The organism is Pseudomonas gozinkensis, assembly GCF_014863585.1.
In the GTDB taxonomy this organism is placed as follows: domain Bacteria; phylum Pseudomonadota; class Gammaproteobacteria; order Pseudomonadales; family Pseudomonadaceae; genus Aquipseudomonas; species Aquipseudomonas gozinkensis.
This window is the reverse complement of sequence record NZ_CP062253.1, coordinates 4,441,688-4,466,430: the sequence shown is the minus strand read 5'-3', so window position 1 is coordinate 4,466,430 and position 24,743 is coordinate 4,441,688. Positions and strand designations below refer to the sequence as shown.

Sequence of the window (24,743 nt, the reverse complement as noted above, 5' to 3'; positions counted from 1 at the left end):
TTAGCGGCGGATGACGCCGACACTCAAGCCTTCGATGACCAGTTCCTGGTCTTTCAGGTTGACTTCGATAGGGGCGAACTCGGGGTTTTCGGCAATCAGCCAGACTTTGCTGCCGTCACGCTTGAAGCGTTTGACGGTGACTTCGTCGCCGATCCGCGCAACCACGATCTGACCGTTGCGTGCCTCGCGGGTGGTATGAACCGCCAGCAAGTCGCCGTCGAAAATGCCGATGTCCTTCATGCTCATGCCGTGGACGCGCAACAGGTAGTCGGCGCGCGGATGAAAGAAGGCGGGGTTGATGTTGCAGGACTCTTCGATGTGCTGCTGGGCGAGAATCGGCGCGCCCGCAGCCACTCGACCGATGATCGGCAGGGTGGATTCGTCGACCTTGGCTTCGAAGCCAGGGATTCGAATGCCGCGAGAGGCGCCGGGTGTCATCTCGATCGCGCCTTTGCGGGCGAGTGCCTTGAGGTGCTCTTCGGCCGCGTTGGGCGATTTGAAACCCAGTTCCTGAGCGATTTCCGCGCGGGTCGGCGGATAACCGTTGTCTTCGAGGCAGCGTTTGATAAAGGCCAGAATCTCGGCTTGGCGTGGCGTCAGCTTAAGCATATTGATCGCTCTGTCTTTTTATACAGTGACTGGGATTATATACAGTGAAGCAGTCTTGGCAATGATCGTTTTTTGCCATGCCGCCGGACGGTCAGTGACGACGCCGATTAATGTGGCGTCCTTGTTGTGGTTAAATAACTGACCGACCATTCCCAAAACGAACTGGCAGGCTTGACAAGGCATAGGCTGAAACGTATGTTTCAAACAAGTGTTTGTCAGGCGGAGTAGCCATGGCCCAGTCGGAAACCGTTGAACGCATTCTTGATGCTGCAGAACAGCTGTTCGCGGAAAAAGGTTTCGCCGAAACCTCATTGCGTCTGATCACCAGCAAGGCAGGGGTCAACCTCGCTGCGGTGAACTATCACTTCGGTTCGAAGAAGGCGCTGATCCAGGCGGTTTTCTCGCGCTTCCTCGGTCCGTTCTGCATCAGTCTCGACAAAGAGCTGGAGCGGCGTCAGGCCAAGCCCGAGAACAAGCCTTCGCTTGAAGAGCTGCTGGAGATCCTTGTCGAGCAAGCGCTGGTGGTACAGCCACGCAGCGGCAACGATCTGTCGATCTTCATGCGCCTGCTCGGTCTGGCATTCAGTCAGAGCCAGGGCCACTTGCGTCGTTATCTGGAAGACATGTACGGCAAGGTTTTCCGCCGCTACATGTTGCTGGTGAACGAAGCTGCACCGCGTATTCCTCCGATCGAACTGTTCTGGCGCGTGCACTTCATGCTCGGTGCCGCAGCATTCAGCATGTCGGGTATCAAGGCCCTGCGCGCGATTGCCGAGACCGATTTCGGCGTCAATACCTCCATCGAGCAGGTGATGCGTCTGATGGTGCCGTTCCTGGCAGCCGGCATGCGTGCCGAAACCGGCGTCACCGACACGGCCATGGCCACTGCGCAGTTGCGACCACGCAGCAAGTCCGCACCGGCACCTGCCAAGGTTTAACCGTCCATGGGTGGGCGAGGCAGCTGACATCCGCTAAGCTAGCCGCCCATGTCGACTCTCGTTCTGAACCCGTTTCTCATTGAAATCACCGACCCGCCGGGCAATGCCCCAGGCGGTGATTTCGTGGGCGACGGGTTTTTCGTTTTCAAGGAATATCTATGACTGCTGGCCTGCAAGGCTCGTTGATGGTGGACGTCGCCGGTACCTGGCTGACGGCCGAAGATCGCCAATTGTTGCGCCAGCCCGAAGTGGGCGGCCTGATCATCTTTGCCCGCAACATTGAGCATCCACGTCAGGTGCGCGAGCTGAGCGCGGCGATTCGTGCCGTACGTCCGGACCTGCTGCTGGCGGTGGATCAGGAGGGCGGTCGCGTCCAGCGTCTGCGTCAGGGCTTCGTCCGTTTGCCAGCCATGCGCGCCATCGCTGACAACCCGAACGCCGAATATCTGGCCGAGCAATGCGGCTGGATCATGGCCACTGAAGTGCTGGCGGTCGGGCTCGACCTGAGCTTCGCGCCGGTGCTTGATCTGGATTACCAGCGCAGTGCCGTCGTCGGCACCCGCTCGTTCGAAGGCGATCCGGAGCGCGCTGCGCTACTTGCCGGGGCGTTCATCCGCGGCATGAACAGCGCCGGCATGGCGGCCACCGGCAAGCACTTCCCCGGCCATGGCTGGGCGGAAGCCGATTCCCACGTCGCAATCCCCAACGACGAGCGCAGCCTCGATGAGATCCGCGCCAACGATCTCGTGCCGTTCGCCAGACTCAGCAAGCAACTGGCCGCCGTCATGCCGGCCCACGTGATTTATCCGCAAGTCGATGCGCAGCCCGCCGGATTCTCCCGGCGCTGGTTGCAGGACATCCTGCGCGGCGAGCTGCAGTTCGACGGCGTAATCTTCAGCGACGACCTGTCGATGGCTGGCGCGCACGTGGTCGGGGACGCTGCCAGTCGTATCGAAGCGGCACTCAGCGCCGGCTGCGACATGGGCCTGGTGTGCAACGACCGCGCAGCTGCCGAGCTGGCCCTGAGCGCTGCGCAGCGCATGAAGGTCAAGCCGTCGCCGCGCATCGCGCGCATGCGCGGTCAGGCGTTCGCCAGCACCGAATACCGTCAGGATCCGCGCTGGCTGACCGCTGTCGGCGCGCTCAAAGACGCTCAACTGATCGATTAAGGATTTTTCGCTATGACGGTTTACGCAATCATCGGCGGCACTGGCCTGACCCAGCTGGAAGGCCTGAGCATTCGCCAATCGCTGGCGGTGGATACGCCTTATGGCGCGCCATCGGCCGAGGTTCAGATTGGCGAATACGCCGGCAAGGAAGTGCTGTTCCTCGCTCGCCACGGTCACCCGCATCGCTTCCCGCCGCACAAGGTCAACTACCGCGCCAACCTGTGGGCGTTGAAGCAGGCCGGGGCGGAAGCGATCATCGCGGTCAACGCCGTGGGCGGGATTCATCCTGCAATGGGCACCGGACATTTTTGCGTGCCGCATCAGATCGTGGACTACACCAGCGGTCGCGAGCACACCTATTTCGCCGATGACCTGGAACATGTCACACACATCGACTTCAGCTTTCCCTACAGCGAACCGCTGCGTCAGCAACTGATTGCCGCGTTGGCCGCCGAAGGCTGCGAATACAGTGATCAGGGCGTTTACGCCTGCACCCAAGGGCCACGACTGGAAACCGTGGCCGAGATCGTGCGCCTGGAGCGTGACGGCTGCGACATCGTCGGTATGACCGGCATGCCGGAAGCGGCGCTGGCTCGTGAGCTGGATCTGGATTACGCCTGTCTTTCGCTGGTGGTGAACCCGGCGGCGGGCAAGACCACTGAAGTGATCACCATGGCCGAGATCGAGCAGGCGTTGCATGATGGCATGGGCAAGGTGAAGTCGACGTTGGCGCGGGTGCTGAAGGGCTGAGTCTGGCTCAAAACCGAGTCGAGCCATTCGCGGGCAAGCCCGCTCCCACAGGTTAAGCGCTATCTCTGTGGGAGCGGGCTTGCCCGCGAATCGGTCTGGTAGACGACAAGGACTTCAGCGCTTGTCGAATTTGTCCGGCAACGGCGCAAACAACGCCTCGATATCATCACTTTGCAACTTCCAGTCTCCGGCCTTGCGCCCATCCAGCACGCCGGCTGCCAGGTCGGACTTTTCCTTCTGCAAGTGCTGAATCTTTTCCTCGACCGTACCCCGGGCAATCATCTTGTAGACGAATACCGGCTTTTCCTGACCAATGCGATACGCGCGGTCGGTTGCCTGATTCTCGGTCGCCGGATTCCACCACGGATCGTAGTGAATCACCGTGTCCGCTTCCGTCAGGTTCAGGCCCACGCCGCCAGCCTTCAGGCTGATGAGAAAGATCTGACGCTTGCCGCTCTGGAATTCCTTCACCGGCGTACGCCGATCCCGAGTCTGTCCCGTTAGCAGCGCATACGCGACATTGCGTTTTTTCAGCTCGTCCTCGATCAGTGACAGCATCGAAGTGAACTGCGAGAACAGCAGAATCCGCCGGCCCTCCTCAAACAACTCCTCGAGCATTTCCATCAGGCTGTCGAGCTTGCCCGAGGTGCTGCCGCGAGCGGGCAGGGTGGCGTCGTTGACCAGGCGCAAGTCACAGCAGACCTGACGCAGCTTGAGCAGCGCTTCAAGAATGATGATCTGGCTGCGTGCCACACCTTTGCGGGTGATCTCGTCGCGAACCTTCTTGTCCATGGCCAGGCGCATGGTTTCGTATACGTCACGCTGCGCTTCGTTGAGCTCGACCCAATGGATGATCTCGGTTTTCGGCGGCAGCTCGGTCGCAACCTGTTCCTTGGTGCGGCGCAGCAGGAACGGTTTGATCCGACCGTTGAGGTGCTGAAGTCTGACTTCGCTGGCGCGTTTTTCGATCGGCACGCGGTAATCGGCGTTGAAGCTTTTAACGTCGCCGAGCCAGCCGGGCAGCAGGAAGTGAAACAGCGACCACAGTTCGCCCAGGTGATTTTCCAGCGGGGTACCGCTCAGGCACAGGCGCTGGCGAGCGTTGAGTTCACGGGCAGCCTGGGCGGCTTTGCTGTTCGGGTTCTTGATGTACTGCGCTTCATCCAGCACCAGCACATGCAGCGGCTGCTGCGCCAGGCGTTCGACATCCTTGGGCAGCAGCGCATAGGTCGTGAGGATCAGGTCGTAATCGGCCAGATGCTCGAAATGCTTTTTACGGCTGGCACCGTACAGGGCTACAACCTTGAGTTGTGGCGTGAAGTGCGCCGCTTCGTCCAGCCAGTTGGGAATCAGGCTGGTAGGCATCACCACCATGCACGGTCGATCCAGGCGTCCAGCGTTCTTCTCGCTGAGAATATGCGCCAGGGTCTGTAGGGTTTTACCCAGGCCCATGTCATCCGCGAGAATCCCGCCGACTTCAAGTTGCCGCAGCGACTGCATCCAGCTCAAGCCTTCGAGCTGATAAGGACGCAACGTCGCATTCAGCCCCTTCGGTGCTTTGGCGCTGTAGTCGCGGATATCACGCAAGCGTTGGGCGAAGCTGCGAATCTGCTCGCCACCCTCCCAGAGCAGGGGAATGCCTTCAAGCGAATTCAGGCGCGTGGCGTCGGCCTTGCTCAGGCGCAGGGTGGTTTCGCCCGGCTCTTGTAGATAGAACTCGCCAAGGGTCGCCAGCACCGGTTTCAGCCGGCCGAGGGGCAGGGCCACTTGCAACGGACCGTGCTCGCTGTTGCGTTGCGGGATGTTCACCAGAATCAGTTCATCGTCGCGACGGCGGGCGAGACGTTCCGGATTGAGGATTTCCGTGTGCGAGCGCATAAGGTTGAGCAGGATCGGCAGCAGGCTCAGGCGCTCGCCGTTGACGATGATCCCCAGCTCCAGATCGAACCAGTCGCGTTCCGGCGTCTGCTCGACGGTGGCGTACCAATCGTCGACGGCAGTCAGGTCGAAGCCGAACTCGTCGTCGACCAGCAGCTCCCAGCCCTGGGTGCGCAGCTTCGGCAGATCGTTAAGGGTGAACGTCAGCCAGGCGCTGTCGTTGACCATCTCGTAGAGTTCGCCGGCGCTTTCCGGCAGGGCCTTGCTCTGCCGGGTGGCGATGCGAAAACCGAGAATTCGCAGCTGCTCGCGGTAGCTCTGTTCGATGTCCGGGTGACGTTTGACCCGCAGGGTCTGGGCTTCCTGGCGAATCAGAATGTCGCTGTTCTTCTGGCCGCTGACGTATTCGTCGAGATAGCTGAAGGACAGCGCCGCACGGTGCTGGATGTATCGCTGCATCTTGCCGTTGCGCGGCTCGAACGCGCTGAACTCGACACTCGCCAGCCACAGGCGCGGCACCGGTTGCACGTTGTCCACCAGCACTTGCGGCGGCGCTTTCGGGCTGCGGTTTTCCAGCACGGCCTGGAGTTTTTCCAGCAGTTCGGCGTCTTTGGCGGCGGCGGGGTATTCGAGGGTTTCCTGCACTTGCAGCAATACCGCCGCACAGTGTTTGCAGTTGCTGTGTACCGGGCAGGTGCAGGTGGCATCGACCATCAGCAGCGTGCCTTTGGCCGACTCGCGCAGGTGAATAGTCTGACGGTAGACGTTACCGCCAGAACCTTCGCAGTTGGCGGTAATGGTCGCATCGCCGACCTGCACGAATCGCACCCGGTTTTCCAGCGCGTAGCGGCGGCCACGCTCCAGGCTTTGTTCCTTGAATCGGCTGACCCAGGAGGAGGCCAGCGGTTTACTCAATGGCGGGAGCATAAGGACTTCGATCAGTCCGGAACGACTTCAGGCGCTTCCCGAGGCGCGGGCGCCGTCAGTGAAGTGATCTTGATCAGCAGGGCCAGGTGGCCGTTGTCGAGGTAGTTGAGTTGGCCGTTCTTGGTGTGGCTGTCCTGTTTGAGGCGCTCGCTGGCGGTGACCATGCCGTTGGCGTCGATCTGGTTGACCCAGAAGTCGGCGTTCACGTCGGTGAAGCGCCCGAGCTTCATTTCAATCGTGCCTTCGATAGGGAATTGACCGAACTGCTCCTGACCTTCGCTGACTGCGACTTTGGCTGGCGTCTCTCCGAGAGTCTGCTGCCAGGCTTTGTGCATCAGCACGCTGTACTCGCCGCTGGCGGTGAGTTTGGTGGCGACGTCGTTCAGCGCTGTGGTGCGCTTGCTGTCATCGCCCAGGCGTTGGGCGCCGGCGGCCCAGTCTTCGGGTGCGGCACGGCTGACGATGGCCGGCACGGCGTTCTGGCGCACCAGAATCATTTCGACCTGATACAGGTCATCGGCAAACACCGAGGGCGCTACCAGAGTCAGTAGCAAAGTCAGAGAGCGAAACAGGCGCATGCGGCGTCCTTCAAGCAGTTTTCGGGATGAGGCGCTCGAACAGCGCCTCCACAGTATTAAAGCGCTCTTCCGGGCGCTCCATCGGCACCTGGAACTTGAACATCGTGGCGCCTTCGAATTTGTAGCGTTTCGGCTGGCTCTGGATCAGTTTGATCAGGGTCATCGGGTCGACCGGCGTCTGCGCCGCGAACTCGATGCGCCCACCTTGCGGGCCGCCATCGACTTTCTTGATGCCCAGCTGCTCGGCCTGCAATTTCAGCGCCGTGATGCGCACCAGATTCTTGGTCGGCTCCGGCAGCAGACCGAAGCGGTCGATCATCTCCACTTGCAGATCCTTCAGGCCTTCCTCGTCGGTGGCCGAAGCGATGCGCTTGTACAGGATCAGGCGTGCGTGTACATCCGGCAGATAATCTTCCGGAATCAGCGCAGGCACCCGCAGGTTGACTTCCGGGCCACCGCCGAGAGGTTGATCGAGGTTCGGCTGTTCGCCCTTGCGGATCGACTTCACCGCGCGCTCGAGCATTTCCATGTATAGCGTGAATCCGACCGCCTGAATCTGCCCGCTCTGACCATCGCCCAGCAGTTCACCGGCGCCACGGATTTCCAGGTCGTTGGTGGCCAGTACGAAGCCGGCGCCCAGATCCTGAGTGTTGGCAATCGCTTCCAGACGTTTTTCCGCATCACCGGTAATTTGCTGGCGTGGCGGGGTCAGCAGGTAGGCGTAGGCCTGGTGGTGACTACGACCGACACGGCCGCGCAATTGGTGCAGTTGCGCCAGGCCGAACTTGTCGGCGCGCTCGATGATGATGGTGTTGGCGCTCGGCACGTCGATGCCGGTCTCGATGATGGTCGAGGCGATCAGCACGTTGAAGCGCTTGTGATAGAAGTCGCTCATCACCTGTTCGAGTTCGCGTTCGCGCATCTGCCCGTGGCCGATGCCGATTCGCGCCTCCGGCACCAGTTCGGCCAGGTCGGCGGCGCATTTTTCGATGGTCTTCACGTCGTTGTGCAGGTAATAGACCTGACCGCCGCGCAGCAGCTCTCGCAGCAAGGCCTCTTTGACCGTGCTCTTGTTCTGCTCCATGACGAAGGTGCGCACCGACAGGCGTCGCGCCGGCGGCGTGGCGATGATCGACAGGTCGCGCATGCCCGATACCGCCATGTTCAGCGTGCGCGGAATCGGCGTGGCGGTCAGCGTAAGAATGTCGACTTCGCTGCGCAGGGCCTTGAGCTGTTCCTTCTGACGGACACCGAAGCGGTGTTCTTCGTCGATGATCACCAGTCCGAGGTTTTTGATCTTGACGTCGTCCTGCAGCAGCTTGTGGGTGCCGATGACGATGTCGATGTTGCCTTTGGCCAGTTCGGCCACCGCGGCGTTCACTTCCTTGGCCGACTTGAAGCGGCTCATCACTTCCACGGTCACCGGCCAGTCGGCGAAGCGGTCGCGGAAGCTGTTGTAGTGCTGCTGGGCGAGCAGGGTAGTCGGCACCAGAATCGCCACTTGTTTGCCGCCGTGCACCGCGATGAACGCGGCGCGCATGGCCACTTCGGTCTTGCCGAAACCCACGTCGCCGCAGACCAGTCGATCCATCGGTTTCGGCGCGAGCATGTCTTCGCGCACGGCTTCGATGGTGGATTGCTGGTCCGGGGTTTCCTCAAATGGGAAGCCGGCGCTGAAGGTCGCGTAATCGGCCTTCGGATCGGCAAACGCGTAACCTTCGCGGGCGGCGCGACGGGCATAGATGTCGAGCAGTTCGGCGGCAACGTCGCGCACTTGCTCGGCGGCCTTGCGCTTGGCTTTCTGCCAGGTCTCGGAGCCGAGGCGGTGCAGCGGGGCCAGCGCATCGTCGCTGCCGGTGTAGCGGGCGATCAAATGCAGGTTGGCCACCGGCACGTAAAGCTTGGCGTTCTCGGCATATTCGAGGGTCAGGAACTCGGCAGCCTGACTGTCGATTTCCAGAATCGTCAGGCCGAGGTAGCGACCGACACCATGGTCGATGTGCACCACCGGCGCGCCTTCGCGCAGCTCGGTGAGATTCTTGATCACCGCATCGTTATTGGCGTCGGCGCGTTTTTCGCGACGGCGACGCTGCATCACGCGTTGGCCGAACAGTGGACTTTCCGCAACCAGTGCCAGCGCCGGGTCGTCCAGCATCAGGCCTTCGTCGAGCGGAGCGATAGTAATCGCCAGGCGATCCTTGCTCGCGACGAAGTCCGGCCAGCTGTCGACGGTTTTCGGGCGCAGCTTCAGGCGTTCCAGCAATTCCAGCAGTACTTCGCGACGGCCCGCGGATTCGGCGGTGAACAGCACGCGACCGGGGAACTCGTCGAGGAATGACGAGAGCGCGGCCAGCGGTTGCGTAGCCTTGGCTTCGATCGCCAGGTTCGGCAATGCCTGGGCCGGGAAGCGTTCGCGGCCGGCGCCGGTTTCCACGTCCTGCTGACTGGCGACCACACGCGGCCAGTTCTTCAGGCGGGCAAAGCAGTCTTCCACCGGCAGGAACAGTTCGGCCGGTGGCAATAAAGGACGCGATGGATCGACGCGGCGCTCTTCATATCGATTGCGCACGTCGTTCCAGAAGTTTTCCGCCGCCTGCTCGATGCCCGGCAGCGAAAACACTTGCGTGTCCTGTGGCAGGTAATCGAACAGGGTCGAGGTTTCTTCGAAGAACAGCGGCAGGTAGTACTCGATACCGGCCGGCGTGATGCCGCTGCTCAGATCCTGGAAGATCGGGCAGCGGCGGAAGTCGACGTCGAAACGCTCGCGAAAACGCGCCTTGAAGCGGGTCACCGCTTCTTTTTGCAGCGGGAATTCCTTTGCCGGCAGCAGCTTGACCGAATCGACCTTGTCAATGGAGCGCTGGTTTTCCGGATCGAAAGTGCGCAGGGTTTCGATTTCGTCGTCGAACAGGTCGATGCGATAGGGCAGTTTGCTGCCCATCGGGAACAAGTCGATCAGTGCGCCGCGCACCGTGAACTCGCCGTGCTCGTAGACCGTGTCGACGTAGCGATAGCCGCTGGCTTCAAGCCGCGAACGCATTTGCTCGACATCGAGTTTCTGCCCGACATCCAGCACCAGGCTGCTGCCGAGCAGGAATTTGGTCGGCGCCAGACGGTGCAGGGCGGTAGTGATTGGCACCACCAGCACGCCATGTTCCAGCTCGGGCAGTCTATAAAGGCTGGCGATGCGCTGAGAGATGATGTCCTGGTGCGGCGAAAACAGGTCGTAAGGCAGGGTTTCCCAGTCCGGGAAATGCAGCACCGGCAAATCCGGGGCGAAGAAACTCAGCTCCTGCTCCAGCCGTTCGGCACTCTGGCTGTCGGCGGTCAAAAGCAGCGTGAAGCGCTTGGCAGCGCTGGCAGCCTCGGCAATTGCCAGGCTCAGGGCGGCACCGGGGAGGTTGCCCCAGTGCTGTTTACCTGCCGCGGCAGGGAGAAGCGGTAGACGCAGAACAGGCACGGAAGGTTGAGCTCCAGGCGTTGCGACAAAGTCGGTAATTGTAGCGGCGTCAGGTGCCGCCTGTCAGTTGCAGGATGCGTCTATCTGCACTGTTTGGGAAAAATGTAGTGGTAACCATAAAAACCAGCGCTTTTTTTACGGTTATGTAGTGCCAAAAGTCGGTGGTGTTACGGAGGGTTACAGACATCGTCTAACAGTCGTCGAAAAACTGACTGCGCTGGAAGCCCCGGTTTTACTGGGCTGGCGGAGAGCGTTATTTTTTTGGACGGATTTTTGTTACCGATTGCGCGACAAGCGCGCATTGCTACAAGAGGTTCTCGGCGGCATAATGTAGCCCCTTTTTTCTGCCCCTACATGTGGAAGGTTACCGTGACTCAGAAGCCCGACCAGTGTCTTGGTGAATGGATCGACCGTGAAGCACTCGCAGAAGCGATGATTCCGCTTATCGGTCAGCTCTACCGCAACAACAACGTGGTGAGCTCGATCTATGGCCGCAGCCTGATCAACCAGTCTGTCATCGCGATTCTCAAAGCTCACCGCTTTGCTCGCCACCGCTCTGCCGACGACAGCGAACTCTCCGTCCACGAAACATTCCCGCTGCTCAAGGCCATGAGCGAGCTCAAGCTCGGCGCGGCCTCGGTAGATCTGGGCAAGCTGGCGTACAAATTCCGCAACGAAGGCAACGGCCGTACTGCCGAGCAGTTCGTTCGCGAAGAAATGGCTGACGTGGTTGGCCAGCAAAACGCTTCGGCACGCAAAGGCACCGACGTTGTGCTTTATGGCTTCGGTCGTATCGGCCGTCTGCTGGCGCGTATCCTGATCGAGAAAACCGGTGGCGGCGACGGCCTGCGTCTGCGTGCCATCGTGGTGCGCAAGGGTGCCGAAAACGACCTGACCAAACGCGCCAGCCTGCTGCGCCGCGATTCGGTACATGGTTCGTTCAACGGCACCATCACCATCGACGAAGAAAACAACACCATCACCGCCAACGGCAACCTGATCCAGGTTATCTACGCGAAGAACCCTACCGAAGTGGATTACACCCAGTACGGCATCAAAGATGCGCTGCTGGTGGACAACACCGGTGTATGGCGTGATGCCGATGGCCTGGGCCAGCACTTGCAGTGCCCGGGTATCGACCGCGTTGTTCTGACCGCGCCTGGCAAGGGCAAGCTGAAGAACATCGTTCACGGTATCAACCACAACGAAATCACTGCTGACGACAAGATCGTGTCCGCCGCTTCCTGCACCACCAACGCCATCGTGCCGGTGCTGAAAGCCGTGAATGACAAGTTCGGGATCATCAACGGTCACGTCGAAACCGTTCACTCGTACACCAACGACCAGAACCTGATCGACAACTTCCACAAGGGCGATCGCCGTGGCCGTAGCGCCGCGCTGAACATGGTGATCACCGAGACCGGTGCTGCCACCGCTGCTGCCAAGGCCCTGCCTGAGCTGGCCGGCAAGCTGACCGGTAACGCGATCCGTGTTCCGACGCCGAACGTGTCGATGGCCATTCTCAACCTGAACCTTGAGAAAGCCGCCTCCCGTGAAGAGATGAACGAGTACCTGCGCTACATGGCGCTGCACTCCGATCTGCACAAGCAAATCGACTTCGTCAACTCGCAGGAAGTGGTTTCGACCGACTTCGTTGGCTCGCGCCACGCCGGTGTGGTCGACGCTGAAGCGACCATCGTTCAGGACAACCGCGTTGTTCTGTACGTGTGGTACGACAACGAGTTCGGTTACAGCTGCCAGGTGATCCGCGTGATGGAAGACATGGCCGGTGTAAACCCGCCAGCGTTCCCGCGCTAAGCCTTAGCTGCAAATGAAAACGCCCCGACTCTGGTCGGGGCGTTTTTTTTATGCCTGGAAAATATCTGTTGCCTGTTGCGGCCTCATCGCTGGCAAGCCAGCTCCCACAGGTATTGAGTTGTGCCATACATTTGTGAGCGACCCGAAACCCTGTGGGAGCTGGCTTGCCAGCGATAGCGTCCTATCGGGCGCCGCCGACTATCGATGCTTGTGCCGTGCGCTGTTCATGTCTGTTGCCGCGAAACAGCACCAGCGTGGCGATCAGGCCCAATACGGCTGCGCCGCTGAGCCAGATCCCCGGTGCCGCCTTGTTGTCCAGCACATGGATCAGATAGGTGCAGGCTGCCGGCGTAAAGCCACCGAAAGTTGCGGTCGCCAGACTGTAGGCCAATGAGAAACCGGTCGTGCGAACTTCTACCGGCATGATCTCGGTGAGTGCCACCACCATCGCTCCGTTGTACGAGCCGTACAGGAACGACAGCCACAACTCGACGATCAACAAATGGCTGAAGCTCGGATTCGCCACCAGCCACGACAGCGCCGGATAAGCCGTCAGGATCGCCAGAATCGTCGCCGCCAACAGTAGGGGTTTACGCCCGACCTTGTCAGACACTGCGCCCATCACCGGCAGCCAGAAGAAGTTAGACAGGCCGATGCACACGGTCACCAGCAAAGCATCAAGATCCGACAGATGCAGTTCCGCTTTACCAAACGTCGGCGTGTACGCCGTGATCAGGTAGAACGACACCGTTGTCATGACCACCAGCGCCATGCCGGCAATGACGATGCCAAAGTTCTGCCCGATCGAACGGACAATTTCCTGCAGGGTAGGGCGATGTTTGCGCGCCTGGAACTCCGGGGTTTCCTCCAGCGAGCGGCGGATGACGAAAATCACCGGGACGATCATGCAGCCGATCAGGAACGGCACGCGCCAGCCCCATTCGCCCATCTGCTCAGGGCTCAGCCAGTGGTTGAGGCCGACACCGAGCAGGCCGGCGAACACCACGGCTGCTTGCTGGCTGGCGGACTGCCAGCTGACGAAAAAACCCTTGCGGCCGGGCGTGGCGATTTCCGCCAGATACACCGACACGCCGCCCAGTTCCACACCGGCCGAGAAGCCTTGCAGCAATCGGCCGAACAGCACGATCAGCGGCGCGGCAACCCCAAGGGTGGCGTAGCCGGGTACGCAGGCAATCAACACGGTGCCGGCCGCCATCAGAGCCAGCGTGATGATCAGGCCCTGGCGTCGGCCATGACGGTCGATGTAGGCGCCGAGAAAAATCGCCCCCAGCGGACGCATCAGGAAGCCGGCTCCGAACGTGGCCAGGGAGAGCATCAGGGAAGCGAAGGCGCTGTCGGTGGGGAAGAAGGTCTTGGCAATGGCCGTGGCGTAGAAGCCGTAGACCATGAAGTCGAACATCTCGAGAAAGTTGCCGCTGACAACGCGAAAAATCGCTTTGCCTTTGCCGGTCGTGGAGGACATGGGTAGGTACTCACTCTAAATCTTGTAAGAAAGCGTTGCGCTCGTAGCCCATAATGGCCGGCGCGGTTTTGCGGGGAGATGAAGAATTGTTAACTGGACGGTGGGGGATTCTCGTGCTGTTGACCGGGTTTTTGTCCGGCTGCGGCAACGGCGATTCCCTCGAGACTTTCGGTGGCCCGACGATGGGCAGCACCTATTCGATCAAGTACGTGCGCCACGCCAATCTGCCTGCCCCGCAGGAGGTGCGTGTCGAAGTGGAAAAAATCCTCGCGGACGTCGATCGGGAAATGTCGACTTACCGCGCAGACTCCGATATCTCGCGCTTCAATGCATTACCGACTGATCGCTGTCAGGTCATGTCCGCGCCGGTCCTTGAATTGATCCGCGTGGGCGAGCAGCTGTCACGGCAGAGCGAAGGTTCCTACGACCTCACGGTTGAGCCGCTGATGAATTTATGGGGTTTCGGCCCGCAGGGGCGTGAAGAAAAGGTCCCGGATGCGGCGGCGCTGGCCGAAGTGAGGCAGCGGGTTGGTCATGAACATCTGCGCATCGACGGCGAACGGTTGTGCAAGGACGCGGCAGTCGAGGTGGATTTCAACAGCATCGCCGCCGGTTACGCGGTTGACTGCATTGCCGCGCGGCTCGAGGCCCTGGGCATTCATGATTATCTGGCCGAAGCCACCGGTGAACTCAAGGCGTCCGGCAAGAAACTCGACGGTTCGCCGTGGCGCATTGCGCTGGAGGAGCCCCGCGACGATCAGCAGGTGGCAGAGCGCGTTATCGATGTGGATGGTTATGGCCTTTCTACGTCCGGCGACTACCGCAACTATTTTCAGCAGGATGGCCGGCGCTATTCCCACACCTTCGATGCCCGCACCGGTGCACCGGTCCTACACGATCTAGCGTCGGTCACGGTCATTCATCCTTCAGCGTTGATGGCCGATGGACTATCGACGCTGTTGCTGATTCTCGGGCCGGAAAGGGCCTGGGACTATGCCGAAAAACACGACATTGGTGCATTCTTTGTGATTCGTGCCGATACAGGTTTCGTCACACGCACCAGTCACGCTTTCGAACGGCTCAGTGGCGCAAAAGTTGACTGAGAACAGTATGAAAGCTGGCGTTGTAGTGCAGGCAAAAGTAGCCTACGACGCGACCAAGGGTTAATGTGCGCGGCGTTGACGCTTCTATAGACTGTGTCCGGGTTTTCTACTGGCCCCCAATTGTTCCTTCGCGCCGTCGTTCGGCGTGATTTAGCCGCCGGTGCTGCTGGCACCGCGGCCTGTTCTGAGGAGTACGCATGGCTGTCTACAACTACGACGTGGTGGTGCTGGGTTCCGGCCCGGCGGGAGAAGGCGCGGCAATGAACGCCGCCAAAGCAGGGCGCAAGGTGGCGATGGTCGACAGCCGTCGCCAGGTCGGCGGCAACTGCACCCACCTGGGCACCATCCCGTCCAAGGCCCTGCGTCACTCGGTGCGGCAGATCATGCAGTTCAACACCAACCCGATGTTCCGTGCGATCGGCGAGCCGCGCTGGTTCTCCTTCCCGGACGTGTTGAAAAGCGCCGAGAAAGTCATCTCCAAGCAAGTCGCTTCGCGTACCGGCTACTACGCCCGTAATCGCGTCGACGTGTTCTTCGGCACCGGCAGCTTCGCCGACGAGCAGACCATCGAAGTGGTCTGCGCCAACGGCGTGGTCGAGAAACTGGTGGCCAAACACATCATCATCGCCACTGGCTCGCGTCCATATCGCCCGGCGGACATCGATTTCCACCACCCGCGTATCTACGATAGCGACACCATCCTCAGCCTCGGCCACACCCCGCGCAAACTGATCGTTTACGGCGCCGGCGTGATCGGCTGTGAATACGCTTCGATCTTCAGCGGTCTGGGGGTGCTGGTCGAGCTGGTGGACAACCGCGGTCAGTTGCTGAGCTTCCTCGACTCGGAAATCTCCCAGGCGTTGAGCTACCACTTCAGCAACAACAACATCACCGTGCGTCACAACGAAGAGTATGACCGCGTCGAAGGCGTGGACAACGGCGTGATCCTGCACCTGAAGTCCGGCAAGAAGATCAAGGCCGACGCCTTGCTCTGGTGCAACGGCCGTACCGGTAACACCGACCAGCTGGGTCTGGAAAACATCGGGGTCAAGGTCAACAGCCGTGGCCAGATCGAAGTCGACGAGAACTACCGCACCTGCGTGCAGAACATCTATGGCGCCGGTGACGTGATCGGCTGGCCGAGCCTGGCCAGTGCCGCCCACGACCAGGGCCGTTCGGCCGCTGGCAGCATTGTCGACAACGGCAGCTGGCGTTTCGTGAATGACGTGCCGACCGGCATCTACACCATTCCGGAGATCAGCTCGATCGGCAAGAACGAGCAGGAACTGACCCAGGCCAAGGTGCCGTACGAAGTGGGCAAGGCGTTCTTCAAGAGCATGGCGCGGGCACAGATTGCCGGTGAGCCGCAAGGCATGCTGAAGATCCTGTTCCACCGTGAAACCCTGGAAGTGCTGGGCGTTCACTGCTTCGGTTATCAGGCGTCGGAGATCGTGCACATCGGTCAGGCGATCATGAACCAGCCGGGCGAACTGAACACTCTGAAGTACTTCGTCAACACGACGTTCAACTACCCGACCATGGCCGAAGCCTATCGGGTAGCGGCGTACGACGGCCTCAACCGGCTTTTTTGACGGGCTCCGGCCGGTGGCCTGAGCCGGCCGGGGAGACCGATTTCAGCAATTCCCGAGGGTGGCAGTGGCCAAACCGGGAAAGTCTGTAATCAGGCTGTCAACGCCGAAGTCGGCGAGTCTGCGCATCAGCGCAGGCTCGTTGACGGTCCACACCGACACATGCAGCCCCTGACGCTGCGCCTTTTGCAGGCGTTCCGGCGTACACAGCGTCCAGTTCAGCGCCAGAATCTCGCAGCCGTAACTTTGCGCGACCTTCAGCGGGTCGAGCCAGGCGTATTCGGCCACCAGGCCGCGTGATACGTCGGGCACCAGATCCAGTGCAGCCTTCAATACTTCCCGCGAGCTCGAGGTGATCGTCACCTTGTCGAGCAGCCCGTGCCTGACTGCCATTTCACGGATCGCCAGCACGGTGGTCGCGGCGCGGGTACGCGAAGCGCTTTTGACTTCCAACTGCCAGTGCTCGAAATCACACTTCTCGAACAGTTCTTCCAGCGTCGGAATCGGGCAGGGCTTGATCCAGCCCGGGCCGCCCTTGCGCGCGTCGTAGGTCACCAGATCGGCGGCGGTGTGCTCGACCACCTTGCCGCGCCGGTCGGTGGTGCGCTTGAGGGTCGGATCGTGAATGACCATCAGCTCGCCGTCCTTGGACAGGTGCAGGTCCAGCTCGCAACGGCGAACGCCGTGCTTGAGACATTCCTGAAAACTGCTCAGGGTGTTTTCCGGTGCTTCGCCCTTGGCGCCGCGGTGGCCGTAGATGAGGGTCACGGTTCTTCCTTAATGATTTAGAGGCCTGATTCGTTCTGTTCGCGGGCCAGACGTCGTTCCTGGGCCTGTTTTTGCAAGATATAGCGGGCGAGCAGCTGGCGCTGGGCGTCGGTCAGGTGTTCGAACTCGGTGCCGACGTCGTAGCCGTCGCCCTTGCGGTCGCAATGAGTCACGCGGGCGCGCAGCAACAGGCCAAGCGCCTGGGGCATCAGCACCAGTTTCACCGACAGGTGGGCGCCGGTGGCGATCGGGGTCGGGTGCTGAAAGTCGATGCCGCCCTCGGAGAGGATCACTGACTGCGGCTCGCCGATGTGGCCGAGTACGGTCAGGGCGACCACCTGGCTGAGCAGGTCGATGCGTTTGTTCTGGGATTTCAGGAACGCGGCGATGGCGCGGTCGCGTTCGCTGATCTGGCGCAGCAGGTGCTGCGACTCGAATTCGCTCAGGTGCAATTCGCTGAGCAGGTTGAACAGTGGAGAAGCATCCTGCAACACTTCCTGGCCTGCGGCTTCGGGAGCGGACAGGGGCCGAATTTCCAGTGCGATCATGTCCTCGATACGGTAGTATTCGCGGCGATCTTCTTCATCTAATGTCGACATGGCGAACCCATGGTAGCGGCGGTGGTCTGAGTGTAAAGCTGGTTATCGACCCCCGCCACAAGGACGTTCCTTTTCCCTCCGAACAAGCCCCGACATGTTCAGACCTCTCTTCGTATTTATCGGCACGCGTTATACCCGTGCAAAGCGCCGCAATCATTTTGTGTCATTCATTTCCCTGACTTCGATGATCGGGCTCGCCCTTGGCGTGGTCGTGATGATCGTGGTGCTGTCGGTGATGAACGGCTTCGATCATGAGATGCGCACCCGCGTGCTGGGCATGGTGCCCCACGCGACCATCGAGTCCGGTGAAGCCATCAACGACTGGCCGAGCCTGGCCGCCAAGGTCAAGCAGAACCCGCAGGTGGCGGCCGTTGCGCCGTTCACCCAGATGCAGGGGTTGCTGACCAATAACGGTCAGGTGTCCAAGGTGTTGCTCAATGCCATCGACCCGGCGCTGGAGCGCAACGTCTCGATCATCGACAACTTCATGAAACAGGGCAAACTTGACGACCTGACGCCGGGCAGCTTCGGCATCGTGATCGGCGACAAGGCCGCGACCAAGCTCGGCGTGGGCATCGGTGACAAGGTCACCTTCGTCGCCCCGGAGGTCAGTGTGACCCCGGCAGGGATGTTCCCGCGCATGAAACGCTTCACCGTGGTCGGCATCTTCCATGTCGGCGCCGGTGAACTGGACGGTTACCTGGGCGTGACCAACCTGCAGGATCTGGCGAAGATGCACCGCTGGAAGCCTGATCAGGTGCAGGGCCTGCGCCTGAAGTTCGACGATCTGTTCCAGGCGCCGCGCGAGGCGTGGAACATCGCTCAACGGCTTGGCGAAGACCATTACTACGCCCGCGACTGGACCCGCACCCACGGCAACCTGTATCAGGCGATCCGCATGGAAAAAGCCATGATTGGTCTGCTGTTGCTGCTGATCGTCGCTGTTGCTGCTTTCAACATCATTTCCACACTGGTGATGGTGGTGAACGACAAGAAGGGCGACATCGCCATTCTGCGCACACTGGGCGCCACGCCGGGCACGATCATGCGCACGTTCATGGTGCAAGGTACGGTGATCGGTGTGGTCGGCACGGCCATCGGCGCCGTGGTCGGGATCTTCGCCGCGCTCAACGTCAGCGCCGCGATTTCGGCCCTCGAAGGCGTGATCGGGCACAAATTCCTTAACGCCGACGTGTATTTCATCGATTACCTGCCGTCGCAGGTGCAGAGCCAGGACGTGATCATGGTCTGCGCCGCTGCGTTGGTCCTGAGTTTCCTCGCCACCCTGTATCCAGCCTGGCGTGCCGCGCGCACCCAGCCGGCGGAGGCGCTACGTTATGAGTGAGTCGGGCATGAGTGAAAAAGCAATCTTGAGCTGCCGCAACCTGGGCAAATCCTACGAGGAAGGCCCGGAGTCGGTGGAAGTGCTGGCCAACCTGCAACTGGAACTGCATCCAGGTGAGCGGGTGGCGATCGTCGGCAAGTCCGGTTCGGGCAAAAGTACCTTGCTCAATCTGCTGGGCGGTCTCGACACGCCGACCAAGGGCGGTGTCTGGCTCGACGGTGAAGAGCTGTCGGCGCTGAGCGAGAAGAAGCGTGGCCTGCTGCGTAACCGTGCCCTCGGGTTCGTGTACCAGTTCCACCACCTGCTGCCGGAATTCACCGCGCTGGAAAACGTCTGCATGCCGCTGCTGATCGGCAAGACCGCGATCCCGGAAGCGCGTCAGCGTGCCACGGCGTTGCTGGAGCGGGTCGGTCTGGGCCATCGCCTGGAACACAAGCCGGCAGAGCTGTCCGGTGGCGAACGTCAACGCGTGGCCATCGCCCGGGCGCTGGTGAACAACCCAGGGCTGGTGATGCTCGACGAGCCGACCGGCAACCTCGACTCCCACACCGCCGAAGGCATTCAGGACCTGATGCTGGAACTCAGCACTTCGATGCGCACGGCGTTTCTGGTGGTGACTCACGACATGAACCTGGCTCGCCAGATGGACCGCGTCCTGCAATTGCAGGAAGGTTGCCTGACCCCCATCTGACGGCGTGAAACCCGATGCCTGAAAAGGCATCGGGTCTTTTATTTTTATACGGTGCCCCAGCGAATGTTCAGACCGTTATCGATCTTTATCGGCACGCGCTATACCCGCGCCAAGCGCCGCAATCGCTTTGTTTCGTTCATTTCGATGACCTCGATGATCGGCCTCGCCCTCGGCGTGCTGGCGATGATCGTGGTGCTGTCGGTGATGAACGGCTTCCAGCGCGAAATGAGCTCGCGCATCCTCGGCATGGTGCCCCACGCGACCATCGTTGGCGTCAAGCCGATCGATGACTGGCAGCCAGTGGCCGCAGCCGCGATGAAGAACCCGGAAGTGACGGCCGCCGTGCCATTCACCGAGATGGAAGGCATGCTGTCCTACAAGGGCATGATGCAGCCGATCCAGATCAGCGGCGTCGATCCGGCCCAGGAAGGCAAGGTGTCGATCGTTGCCCAGCACATTGTTCAGGGCCGTCTCGATGCCTTGAAACCGGGTGAGTTCGGCGTAGTGCTGGGTGAAATCACCGCCCGGCGTTTCCGCCTCAATGTCGGCGACAAGATCACCCTGATCGTGCCGGAAGTCAGCACCGCACCGGGCGGCATCACCCCGCGCATGCAGCGCCTGAACGTGGTTGGCGTGTTCAAGGTGGGTGCCGAACTCGACGGTTCCATGGGCCTGATCCACGTCTCCGACGCCGCGACCATGCAGCACTGGGAGCCAAATCAGGTGCAGAGCGTGCGTCTGGCGGTGAAGGATCTGTACGCCGCGCCGAAGGTTTCGTCGGACATCGCCAGCGGCCTCGGCGCCGATTTCAAGGCTGACGACTGGACCCACACCCAGGGCAGCCTGTTCAGCGCGATGAAAATGGAAAAAACCATGATCGGCCTGTTGCTGCTGATGATCGTCGCGGTGGCGGCGTTCAATATCATCGCGACCCTGATCATGGTGGTGAACGACAAGGGCGCGGATATTGCGATCCTGCGCACCATCGGCGCCACGCCACGGCAGATCATGGCGATCTTCATGGTGCAGGGCACCGTGATCGGGATCGTCGGCACCATCATTGGTGGCGTGCTGGGCGTGATTGCCGCGCTGAACGTCAGTGAGATGGTGGGCTGGGTCGAGCGAGTGACCGGGCAGCACATCTTCAGTTCGGACGTGTATTTCGTCAGCAACCTGCCATCGGAGTTGCAGGGTGGTGACGTGCTGCTGATCTGCTCGGCAGGCTTCATCCTCAGCTTCCTGGCCACGGTTTACCCGGCGTGGCGGGCGGCGAAGATCGAACCGGCGCACGCGTTGCGCTATTCGTAAGCTTCAAAACCGCCTTCGCGAGCAAGCTCGCTCCCACATTGTTATGGGGCGCCACACGGTTGTGTGGTGAGACTCGGTACTTGTGGGAGCGAGCTTGCTCGCGAAAGGGCCGGCACTGCTGGCCTCAATCTTTGGGCAGCTCCATCACAAACCGCGTCCAGCCCTGAGCCGATTCGCAATGAATCTGCCCGCCATGGGCCCGTATGATCGACTGAGTAATCGCCAGCCCCAACCCCGCATGCTCGCTGCTGCCTTCCTGGCGCGCAGGGTCCGCCCGGTAGAAGCGGTCGAACAAGCGCGGCAGCAACTCCGCAGAAATCCCCTCGCCACTGTTCTCCACGGTCACGCTCAAGGATTTCGCCTGCTCGGCCACCCGCACGTGCACTTCGCCGGCGGCCGGGGTAAAGCGCAACGCGTTATCCAGCAGATTCGACAACGCCCGGCGCAACATCGCGCGATCACCCTCGAACCGCCCCGCACCCTCACGGCTCAGGCTGACCTGAGCGTCTTCGGCCAGCGGCGCAAAAAACTCCAGCAACGCATCGGCTTCTTCCGCCAGCTCCAGCGGTTCACGCTTGGGCACCAGCAAACCGTGGTCAGCCTTGGCCAGATAAAGCATGTCGTTGACCAGTTGTGCCATCCATTGCAGCTCTTCGAGGTTGCTGTGCAGCGCTTCACGATAGTCTTCGAGAGGGCGAGGGCGGGTCAGGGTGACCTGAGTGTGAGTCAACAGGTTCGACAGAGGGGTACGCAGTTCATGGGCGATGTCGGCGGAGAACGCTGAAAGCCGCTGAAAAGAGTCATCGAGGCGTCCGAGCATGGCGTTGAAGCTGTGGGCCAATTCCGCGAGTTCTGCGGGCATTCGGGCTTCCGGCAATCGGGCATTCAGCGATTGCGCCGAAATCCCACGGGCCACGGCACTCATTCGTCGTAGCGGGCGAAGACCGCTGCGGGCAGCCCAGGCGCCGAGCAGCGCTGTGGCAAGTGCCGAAAGGCCGACGGTCAGCCAGATCAGATGCTGCATGCGTTGCAGAAAGTGCTGGTGGTGGGTGATGTCCAGCAGCAAGGTCAATTGCGGGGAATCAGGTTTTTCCGGTTCAAGCGCGGCGTTGAGCAGGCGATAGTCCGTGCCGTTGTCGTTGATGGTGGCCAGGCCTGGCTGCTGCGGCAGATTCGCCGGGGTATGCAACGAGCGACCGAACCAACGCTGGCCCTCAGGGCTACTGATGCGCAGTGAGACATCATCCTGTTGGCTCAACTCATCGGTGATGTGCGCGGCGTCGCTACCACTCAGCAGCGTCTGACGCACGCTGAGCAGTTTTCCTTCGAGCAGTTGCTGGTCGAGTTCGATGAAGTGGCCTTCGCTGGCCTGATTGAAGACAACCCCGGCGACCAGCGAAACCACTGCGGTGCAGCCAGCAAACAACAGCGCCAGCCGACCGCTCAAGGACAGTCTGCGCATCAGTCGGCACGCTCTTCAAGGACGTAGCCCATGCCGCGCACGGTGTGAATCAGCTTGTGGGGGAAGTCGTCATCGATCTTCAGGCGCAGTCGACGAATCGCCACTTCGATCACGTTGGTGTCGCTGTCGAAGTTCATGTCCCAGACCTGCGAGGCGATCAGCGATTTGGGCAACACTTCGCCCTGGCGGCGCAGGAGCATTTCCAACAGGGCGAACTCCTTGGCGGTGAGGTCGATGCGTTGGCCGCTGCGTTCGACCCGGCGGCGAATCAGGTCCAGACTCAGATCGGCCAGGCGCAGGCTGGTTTCCTGGGGCGTGGAACTGCCGCGGCGCAACAGGCTGCGCACCCGCGCCAGCAATTCGGAAAAGGCGAACGGTTTGACCAGATAATCGTCGGCGCCCAGTTCAAGGCCATGCACCCGATCTTCCACGGTGTCTTTGGCGGTCAAAAACAGGATCGGCGTTTCCAGGCCGGCGCTGCGTACCGCTTGCAGAATCTGCCAGCCATTGCGACCGGGCAGCATCACGTCGAGGATCAGCAGCGCATAGTCGCCGCTCAACGCCAATTGCTGACCGGTGGTGCCGTCGGCCACCAGTTCGGTGTTGAAACCGGCCTCGGTCAGGCCCTGGCGCAGGTATTGGCCGGTTTTGGGTTGGTCTTCGACGATCAGCAGTTTCATGGGCGACTCGGGTATCGGGAACGAGGACGTTATACCGTGGGCGAACGCGGTGAGCGCCAACCTGACAAAGTTGTAATCTGCCTGTCAGGTCGCTGCCAGCGCAGGCGGGCTAGAGTTTCCCACAGGCTGAACCTTGATTTGTTGGAGTACGACTATGTTTTTGCGTAACCGTCTGGCCCTTGCTGCGTGTCTGCTGGCGCTGAGTTCGCCGCTGTGGGCATCGCCGGCGCACACCTATGACTTCGGCCAGCCGGCCCCGGCGGCCAAGGCCACTCGCAGCATTGAAGTGGTGATGGGCGACATGAGCTTCGATCCGAAGGCGATCGAGATCAAGGCCGGTGAGACCGTTCGTTTTGTGCTGGTGAATAGAGGCCAGTTGCTGCACGAATTCAACCTCGGCGACGCGGCGATGCATGCAAAACACCAGCAGGAAATGTTGCAGATGCAGCAAAGCGGCATGCTCACGCCGACCGGCATGAAGGAAATGTCCCACGACATGGCAGGCATGGATCACGGCTCGATGGGGCATGGCATGAAGCACGACGACCCCAACAGTGTGCTGGTGGAACCGGGCAAGACCGCCGAGCTGACCTGGACCTTCAGCAAAGCCGTGAACCTGGAATTTGCCTGCAACATTCCCGGGCATTACCAGGCCGGAATGGTCGGCAAACTGACTGTCAGTCAGTAAGCACTCAAAGGCGGGAGCAAAGGCTGGTAGAATCCGCTGATTCTTCAGTCAGGTTTCCGCCATGCATCCCGCAGCCGAACATTCGCCGCTGGGCAAATCCAGCGAATACATCGCCACGTACACGCCGTCCCTGCTGTTCCCGATCCCGCGCACCGCGAAATGGGCCGAACTGGGCCTGACCGCCGAGACCCTGCCGTATAACGGCGTGGATTTCTGGAACTGCTTCGAGCTGTCGTGGCTGCTGCCGTCGGGCAAACCGGTGGTGGCGATCGGTGAATTCAGCATTCCGGCAGATTCGCCGAACATCATCGAATCCAAGTCGTTCAAGCTGTACCTGAACTCGCTGAATCAGACGCCGTTTGCCGATATCGCAAGTCTCGAAGCGACGCTGGTCAAGGATTTGTCCGCTGCTGCCGGTAAACCGGTAGGCGTGCGTGTCCGCAGCCTGAAAGACGTCGAAGCTGAAGGCGTTGTCGCGCTGCCGGGTGTGTGCATCGACGATCTGGACATCAGCGTCAGCAACTACGAACACCCGCGTCCTGAACTGCTGCGCTGCGACGATTCGCGCGTGGTGGAGGAGAGCGTGCACAGTCATCTGCTCAAATCCAACTGCCCGGTGACCAGTCAGCCCGACTGGGGCAGCGTGGTGGTGGAATACCGTGGCGCGGCGCTGGATCACGCCAGTCTGCTGGAATACATCGTCAGCTTCCGTCAGCACTCGGACTTCCACGAGCAGTGCGTGGAGCGGATCTTCCTCGACCTGCAGCGCCTGCTGAAACCGGAAAAACTCACGGTGTTCGCGCGTTATGTGCGCCGGGGCGGGCTGGACATCAACCCGTATCGCAGCACTGAAAGCGTGCAACTGCCGAACCATCGTCTGGTTCGTCAGTAACCCGTATC

General features: G+C 60.9%; 20 protein-coding genes. 11 read left to right on the top strand and 9 right to left on the bottom strand.

Annotated elements, in window-relative coordinates:
- The gene (lexA, locus tag IHQ43_RS19785; protein WP_007953044.1) at positions 1-609 is read right to left on the bottom strand and encodes a transcriptional repressor LexA; all 609 of its coding nucleotides are present in this window, start codon (positions 607-609) and stop codon (positions 1-3) included.
- A gap of 230 nt (positions 610-839) precedes the next feature.
- On the opposite strand from lexA, the gene IHQ43_RS19780 reads away from it, so the two are divergent.
- From IHQ43_RS19780 to IHQ43_RS19770, 3 genes are all read left to right on the top strand, one after another.
- Positions 840-1,547: a TetR/AcrR family transcriptional regulator gene (locus tag IHQ43_RS19780; protein ID WP_007953037.1), complete on the top strand. Its 708-nt coding sequence runs from the start codon at positions 840-842 to the stop codon at positions 1,545-1,547.
- Between the two features lie 158 nt (positions 1,548-1,705).
- The gene (gene nagZ / locus IHQ43_RS19775) at positions 1,706-2,716 is read left to right on the top strand and encodes a beta-N-acetylhexosaminidase (RefSeq protein WP_192561808.1); all 1,011 of its coding nucleotides are present in this window, start codon (positions 1,706-1,708) and stop codon (positions 2,714-2,716) included.
- A gap of 12 nt (positions 2,717-2,728) precedes the next feature.
- Positions 2,729-3,466, top strand: a complete 738-nt coding sequence (locus IHQ43_RS19770; protein ID WP_007953033.1) for an S-methyl-5'-thioinosine phosphorylase — start codon at positions 2,729-2,731, stop codon at positions 3,464-3,466.
- Positions 3,467-3,580: 114 nt separating this feature from the next.
- Here the strand turns inward: IHQ43_RS19770 and IHQ43_RS19765 are convergent, their stop codons facing one another.
- The 3 genes from IHQ43_RS19765 to mfd are packed head-to-tail and all read right to left on the bottom strand — an operon-like array spanning position 3,581 to position 10,309.
- Positions 3,581-6,271 carry a DEAD/DEAH box helicase gene (locus IHQ43_RS19765; RefSeq protein ID WP_192561807.1) on the bottom strand — a complete coding sequence of 897 codons (2,691 nt, stop codon included), beginning with the start codon at positions 6,269-6,271 and terminating at the stop codon, positions 3,581-3,583.
- Positions 6,272-6,282: 11 nt separating this feature from the next.
- Entirely contained in the window at positions 6,283-6,849 is a 567-nt protein-coding gene (locus tag IHQ43_RS19760) for a CsiV family protein (protein ID WP_192561806.1), read from the bottom strand.
- A gap of 10 nt (positions 6,850-6,859) precedes the next feature.
- Positions 6,860-10,309: a transcription-repair coupling factor gene (gene mfd / locus IHQ43_RS19755; RefSeq protein WP_192561805.1), complete on the bottom strand. Its 3,450-nt coding sequence runs from the start codon at positions 10,307-10,309 to the stop codon at positions 6,860-6,862.
- Between the two features lie 354 nt (positions 10,310-10,663).
- Here mfd and IHQ43_RS19750 point away from each other — a divergent pair, with 354 nt between their 5' ends.
- Positions 10,664-12,127, top strand: coding sequence for a glyceraldehyde-3-phosphate dehydrogenase (locus IHQ43_RS19750; protein WP_007953026.1), 1,464 nt, complete (start codon positions 10,664-10,666; stop codon positions 12,125-12,127).
- Between the two features lie 181 nt (positions 12,128-12,308).
- Here IHQ43_RS19750 and tcuC read toward each other — a convergent pair whose 3' ends face one another.
- A complete protein-coding gene (tcuC, locus tag IHQ43_RS19745) occupies positions 12,309-13,610 on the bottom strand; it encodes an MFS transporter (protein ID WP_192561804.1) in 1,302 nt (433 codons plus the stop codon).
- Between the two features lie 53 nt (positions 13,611-13,663).
- Between tcuC and IHQ43_RS19740 the strand changes: the two genes are divergently transcribed.
- Positions 13,664-14,713, top strand: coding sequence for an FAD:protein FMN transferase (locus IHQ43_RS19740; protein ID WP_192561803.1), 1,050 nt, complete (start codon positions 13,664-13,666; stop codon positions 14,711-14,713).
- A 197-nt stretch (positions 14,714-14,910) separates the two neighbouring features.
- Positions 14,911-16,305, top strand: coding sequence for a Si-specific NAD(P)(+) transhydrogenase (gene sthA, locus IHQ43_RS19735; RefSeq protein ID WP_007953019.1), 1,395 nt, complete (start codon positions 14,911-14,913; stop codon positions 16,303-16,305).
- Positions 16,306-16,347: 42 nt separating this feature from the next.
- Here the strand turns inward: sthA and IHQ43_RS19730 are convergent, their stop codons facing one another.
- Together IHQ43_RS19730 and IHQ43_RS19725 are read right to left on the bottom strand one after the other, a co-directional pair.
- Positions 16,348-17,070 (bottom strand): glycerophosphodiester phosphodiesterase, encoded by a 723-nt coding sequence (locus tag IHQ43_RS19730; protein WP_007953017.1) that lies wholly within the window; start codon positions 17,068-17,070, stop codon positions 16,348-16,350.
- Between the two features lie 17 nt (positions 17,071-17,087).
- Positions 17,088-17,669 (bottom strand): PilZ domain-containing protein, encoded by a 582-nt coding sequence (locus IHQ43_RS19725; RefSeq protein ID WP_192561802.1) that lies wholly within the window; start codon positions 17,667-17,669, stop codon positions 17,088-17,090.
- A gap of 94 nt (positions 17,670-17,763) precedes the next feature.
- Here IHQ43_RS19725 and IHQ43_RS19720 point away from each other — a divergent pair, with 94 nt between their 5' ends.
- From IHQ43_RS19720 to IHQ43_RS19710, 3 genes are all read left to right on the top strand, one after another.
- Entirely contained in the window at positions 17,764-19,014 is a 1,251-nt protein-coding gene (locus IHQ43_RS19720; RefSeq protein ID WP_192561801.1) for a lipoprotein-releasing ABC transporter permease subunit, read from the top strand.
- 7 nt (positions 19,015-19,021) lie between these two features.
- Positions 19,022-19,705, top strand: coding sequence for a lipoprotein-releasing ABC transporter ATP-binding protein LolD (gene lolD / locus IHQ43_RS19715; protein ID WP_162831788.1), 684 nt, complete (start codon positions 19,022-19,024; stop codon positions 19,703-19,705).
- Between the two features lie 63 nt (positions 19,706-19,768).
- Complete coding sequence (locus IHQ43_RS19710; protein ID WP_011335181.1) at positions 19,769-21,013, top strand: lipoprotein-releasing ABC transporter permease subunit; 1,245 nt, start codon at positions 19,769-19,771, stop codon at positions 21,011-21,013.
- Positions 21,014-21,137: 124 nt separating this feature from the next.
- Here the strand turns inward: IHQ43_RS19710 and IHQ43_RS19705 are convergent, their stop codons facing one another.
- On the bottom strand, positions 21,138-22,475 hold the full coding sequence (locus IHQ43_RS19705) for a heavy metal sensor histidine kinase (RefSeq protein WP_192561800.1): 1,338 nt from the start codon (positions 22,473-22,475) through the stop codon (positions 21,138-21,140).
- Positions 22,475-23,155, bottom strand: coding sequence for a heavy metal response regulator transcription factor (locus IHQ43_RS19700; protein WP_007951608.1), 681 nt, complete (start codon positions 23,153-23,155; stop codon positions 22,475-22,477). Before IHQ43_RS19700 ends, IHQ43_RS19705 begins: the two co-directional genes overlap by 1 nt.
- Before the next feature lie 154 nt (positions 23,156-23,309).
- On the opposite strand from IHQ43_RS19700, the gene copI reads away from it, so the two are divergent.
- Together copI and queF are read left to right on the top strand one after the other, a co-directional pair.
- A complete protein-coding gene (copI, locus tag IHQ43_RS19695; protein WP_192561799.1) occupies positions 23,310-23,843 on the top strand; it encodes a copper-resistant cuproprotein CopI in 534 nt (177 codons plus the stop codon).
- 61 nt (positions 23,844-23,904) lie between these two features.
- Positions 23,905-24,735: an NADPH-dependent 7-cyano-7-deazaguanine reductase QueF gene (queF, locus tag IHQ43_RS19690; protein ID WP_192561798.1), complete on the top strand. Its 831-nt coding sequence runs from the start codon at positions 23,905-23,907 to the stop codon at positions 24,733-24,735.
- Positions 24,736-24,743: the final 8 nt, after the last annotated feature.

Coding starts and splice junctions, on each gene's coding strand:
- lexA (WP_007953044.1), bottom strand. CDS start 609: ATGCTTAAGCTGACGCCACGCCAAGCCGAGATTCTGGCCTTTATCAAA.
- IHQ43_RS19780 (WP_007953037.1), top strand. CDS start 840: ATGGCCCAGTCGGAAACCGTTGAACGCATTCTTGATGCTGCAGAACAG.
- nagZ (WP_192561808.1), top strand. CDS start 1,706: ATGACTGCTGGCCTGCAAGGCTCGTTGATGGTGGACGTCGCCGGTACC.
- IHQ43_RS19770 (WP_007953033.1), top strand. CDS start 2,729: ATGACGGTTTACGCAATCATCGGCGGCACTGGCCTGACCCAGCTGGAA.
- IHQ43_RS19765 (WP_192561807.1), bottom strand. CDS start 6,271: ATGCTCCCGCCATTGAGTAAACCGCTGGCCTCCTCCTGGGTCAGCCGA.
- IHQ43_RS19760 (WP_192561806.1), bottom strand. CDS start 6,849: ATGCGCCTGTTTCGCTCTCTGACTTTGCTACTGACTCTGGTAGCGCCC.
- IHQ43_RS19750 (WP_007953026.1), top strand. CDS start 10,664: ATGTGGAAGGTTACCGTGACTCAGAAGCCCGACCAGTGTCTTGGTGAA.
- tcuC (WP_192561804.1), bottom strand. CDS start 13,610: ATGTCCTCCACGACCGGCAAAGGCAAAGCGATTTTTCGCGTTGTCAGC.
- IHQ43_RS19740 (WP_192561803.1), top strand. CDS start 13,664: ATGGCCGGCGCGGTTTTGCGGGGAGATGAAGAATTGTTAACTGGACGG.
- sthA (WP_007953019.1), top strand. CDS start 14,911: ATGGCTGTCTACAACTACGACGTGGTGGTGCTGGGTTCCGGCCCGGCG.
- IHQ43_RS19725 (WP_192561802.1), bottom strand. CDS start 17,669: ATGTCGACATTAGATGAAGAAGATCGCCGCGAATACTACCGTATCGAG.
- IHQ43_RS19720 (WP_192561801.1), top strand. CDS start 17,764: ATGTTCAGACCTCTCTTCGTATTTATCGGCACGCGTTATACCCGTGCA.
- lolD (WP_162831788.1), top strand. CDS start 19,022: ATGAGTGAAAAAGCAATCTTGAGCTGCCGCAACCTGGGCAAATCCTAC.
- IHQ43_RS19710 (WP_011335181.1), top strand. CDS start 19,769: ATGTTCAGACCGTTATCGATCTTTATCGGCACGCGCTATACCCGCGCC.
- IHQ43_RS19705 (WP_192561800.1), bottom strand. CDS start 22,475: ATGCGCAGACTGTCCTTGAGCGGTCGGCTGGCGCTGTTGTTTGCTGGC.
- IHQ43_RS19700 (WP_007951608.1), bottom strand. CDS start 23,155: ATGAAACTGCTGATCGTCGAAGACCAACCCAAAACCGGCCAATACCTG.
- copI (WP_192561799.1), top strand. CDS start 23,310: ATGTTTTTGCGTAACCGTCTGGCCCTTGCTGCGTGTCTGCTGGCGCTG.
- queF (WP_192561798.1), top strand. CDS start 23,905: ATGCATCCCGCAGCCGAACATTCGCCGCTGGGCAAATCCAGCGAATAC.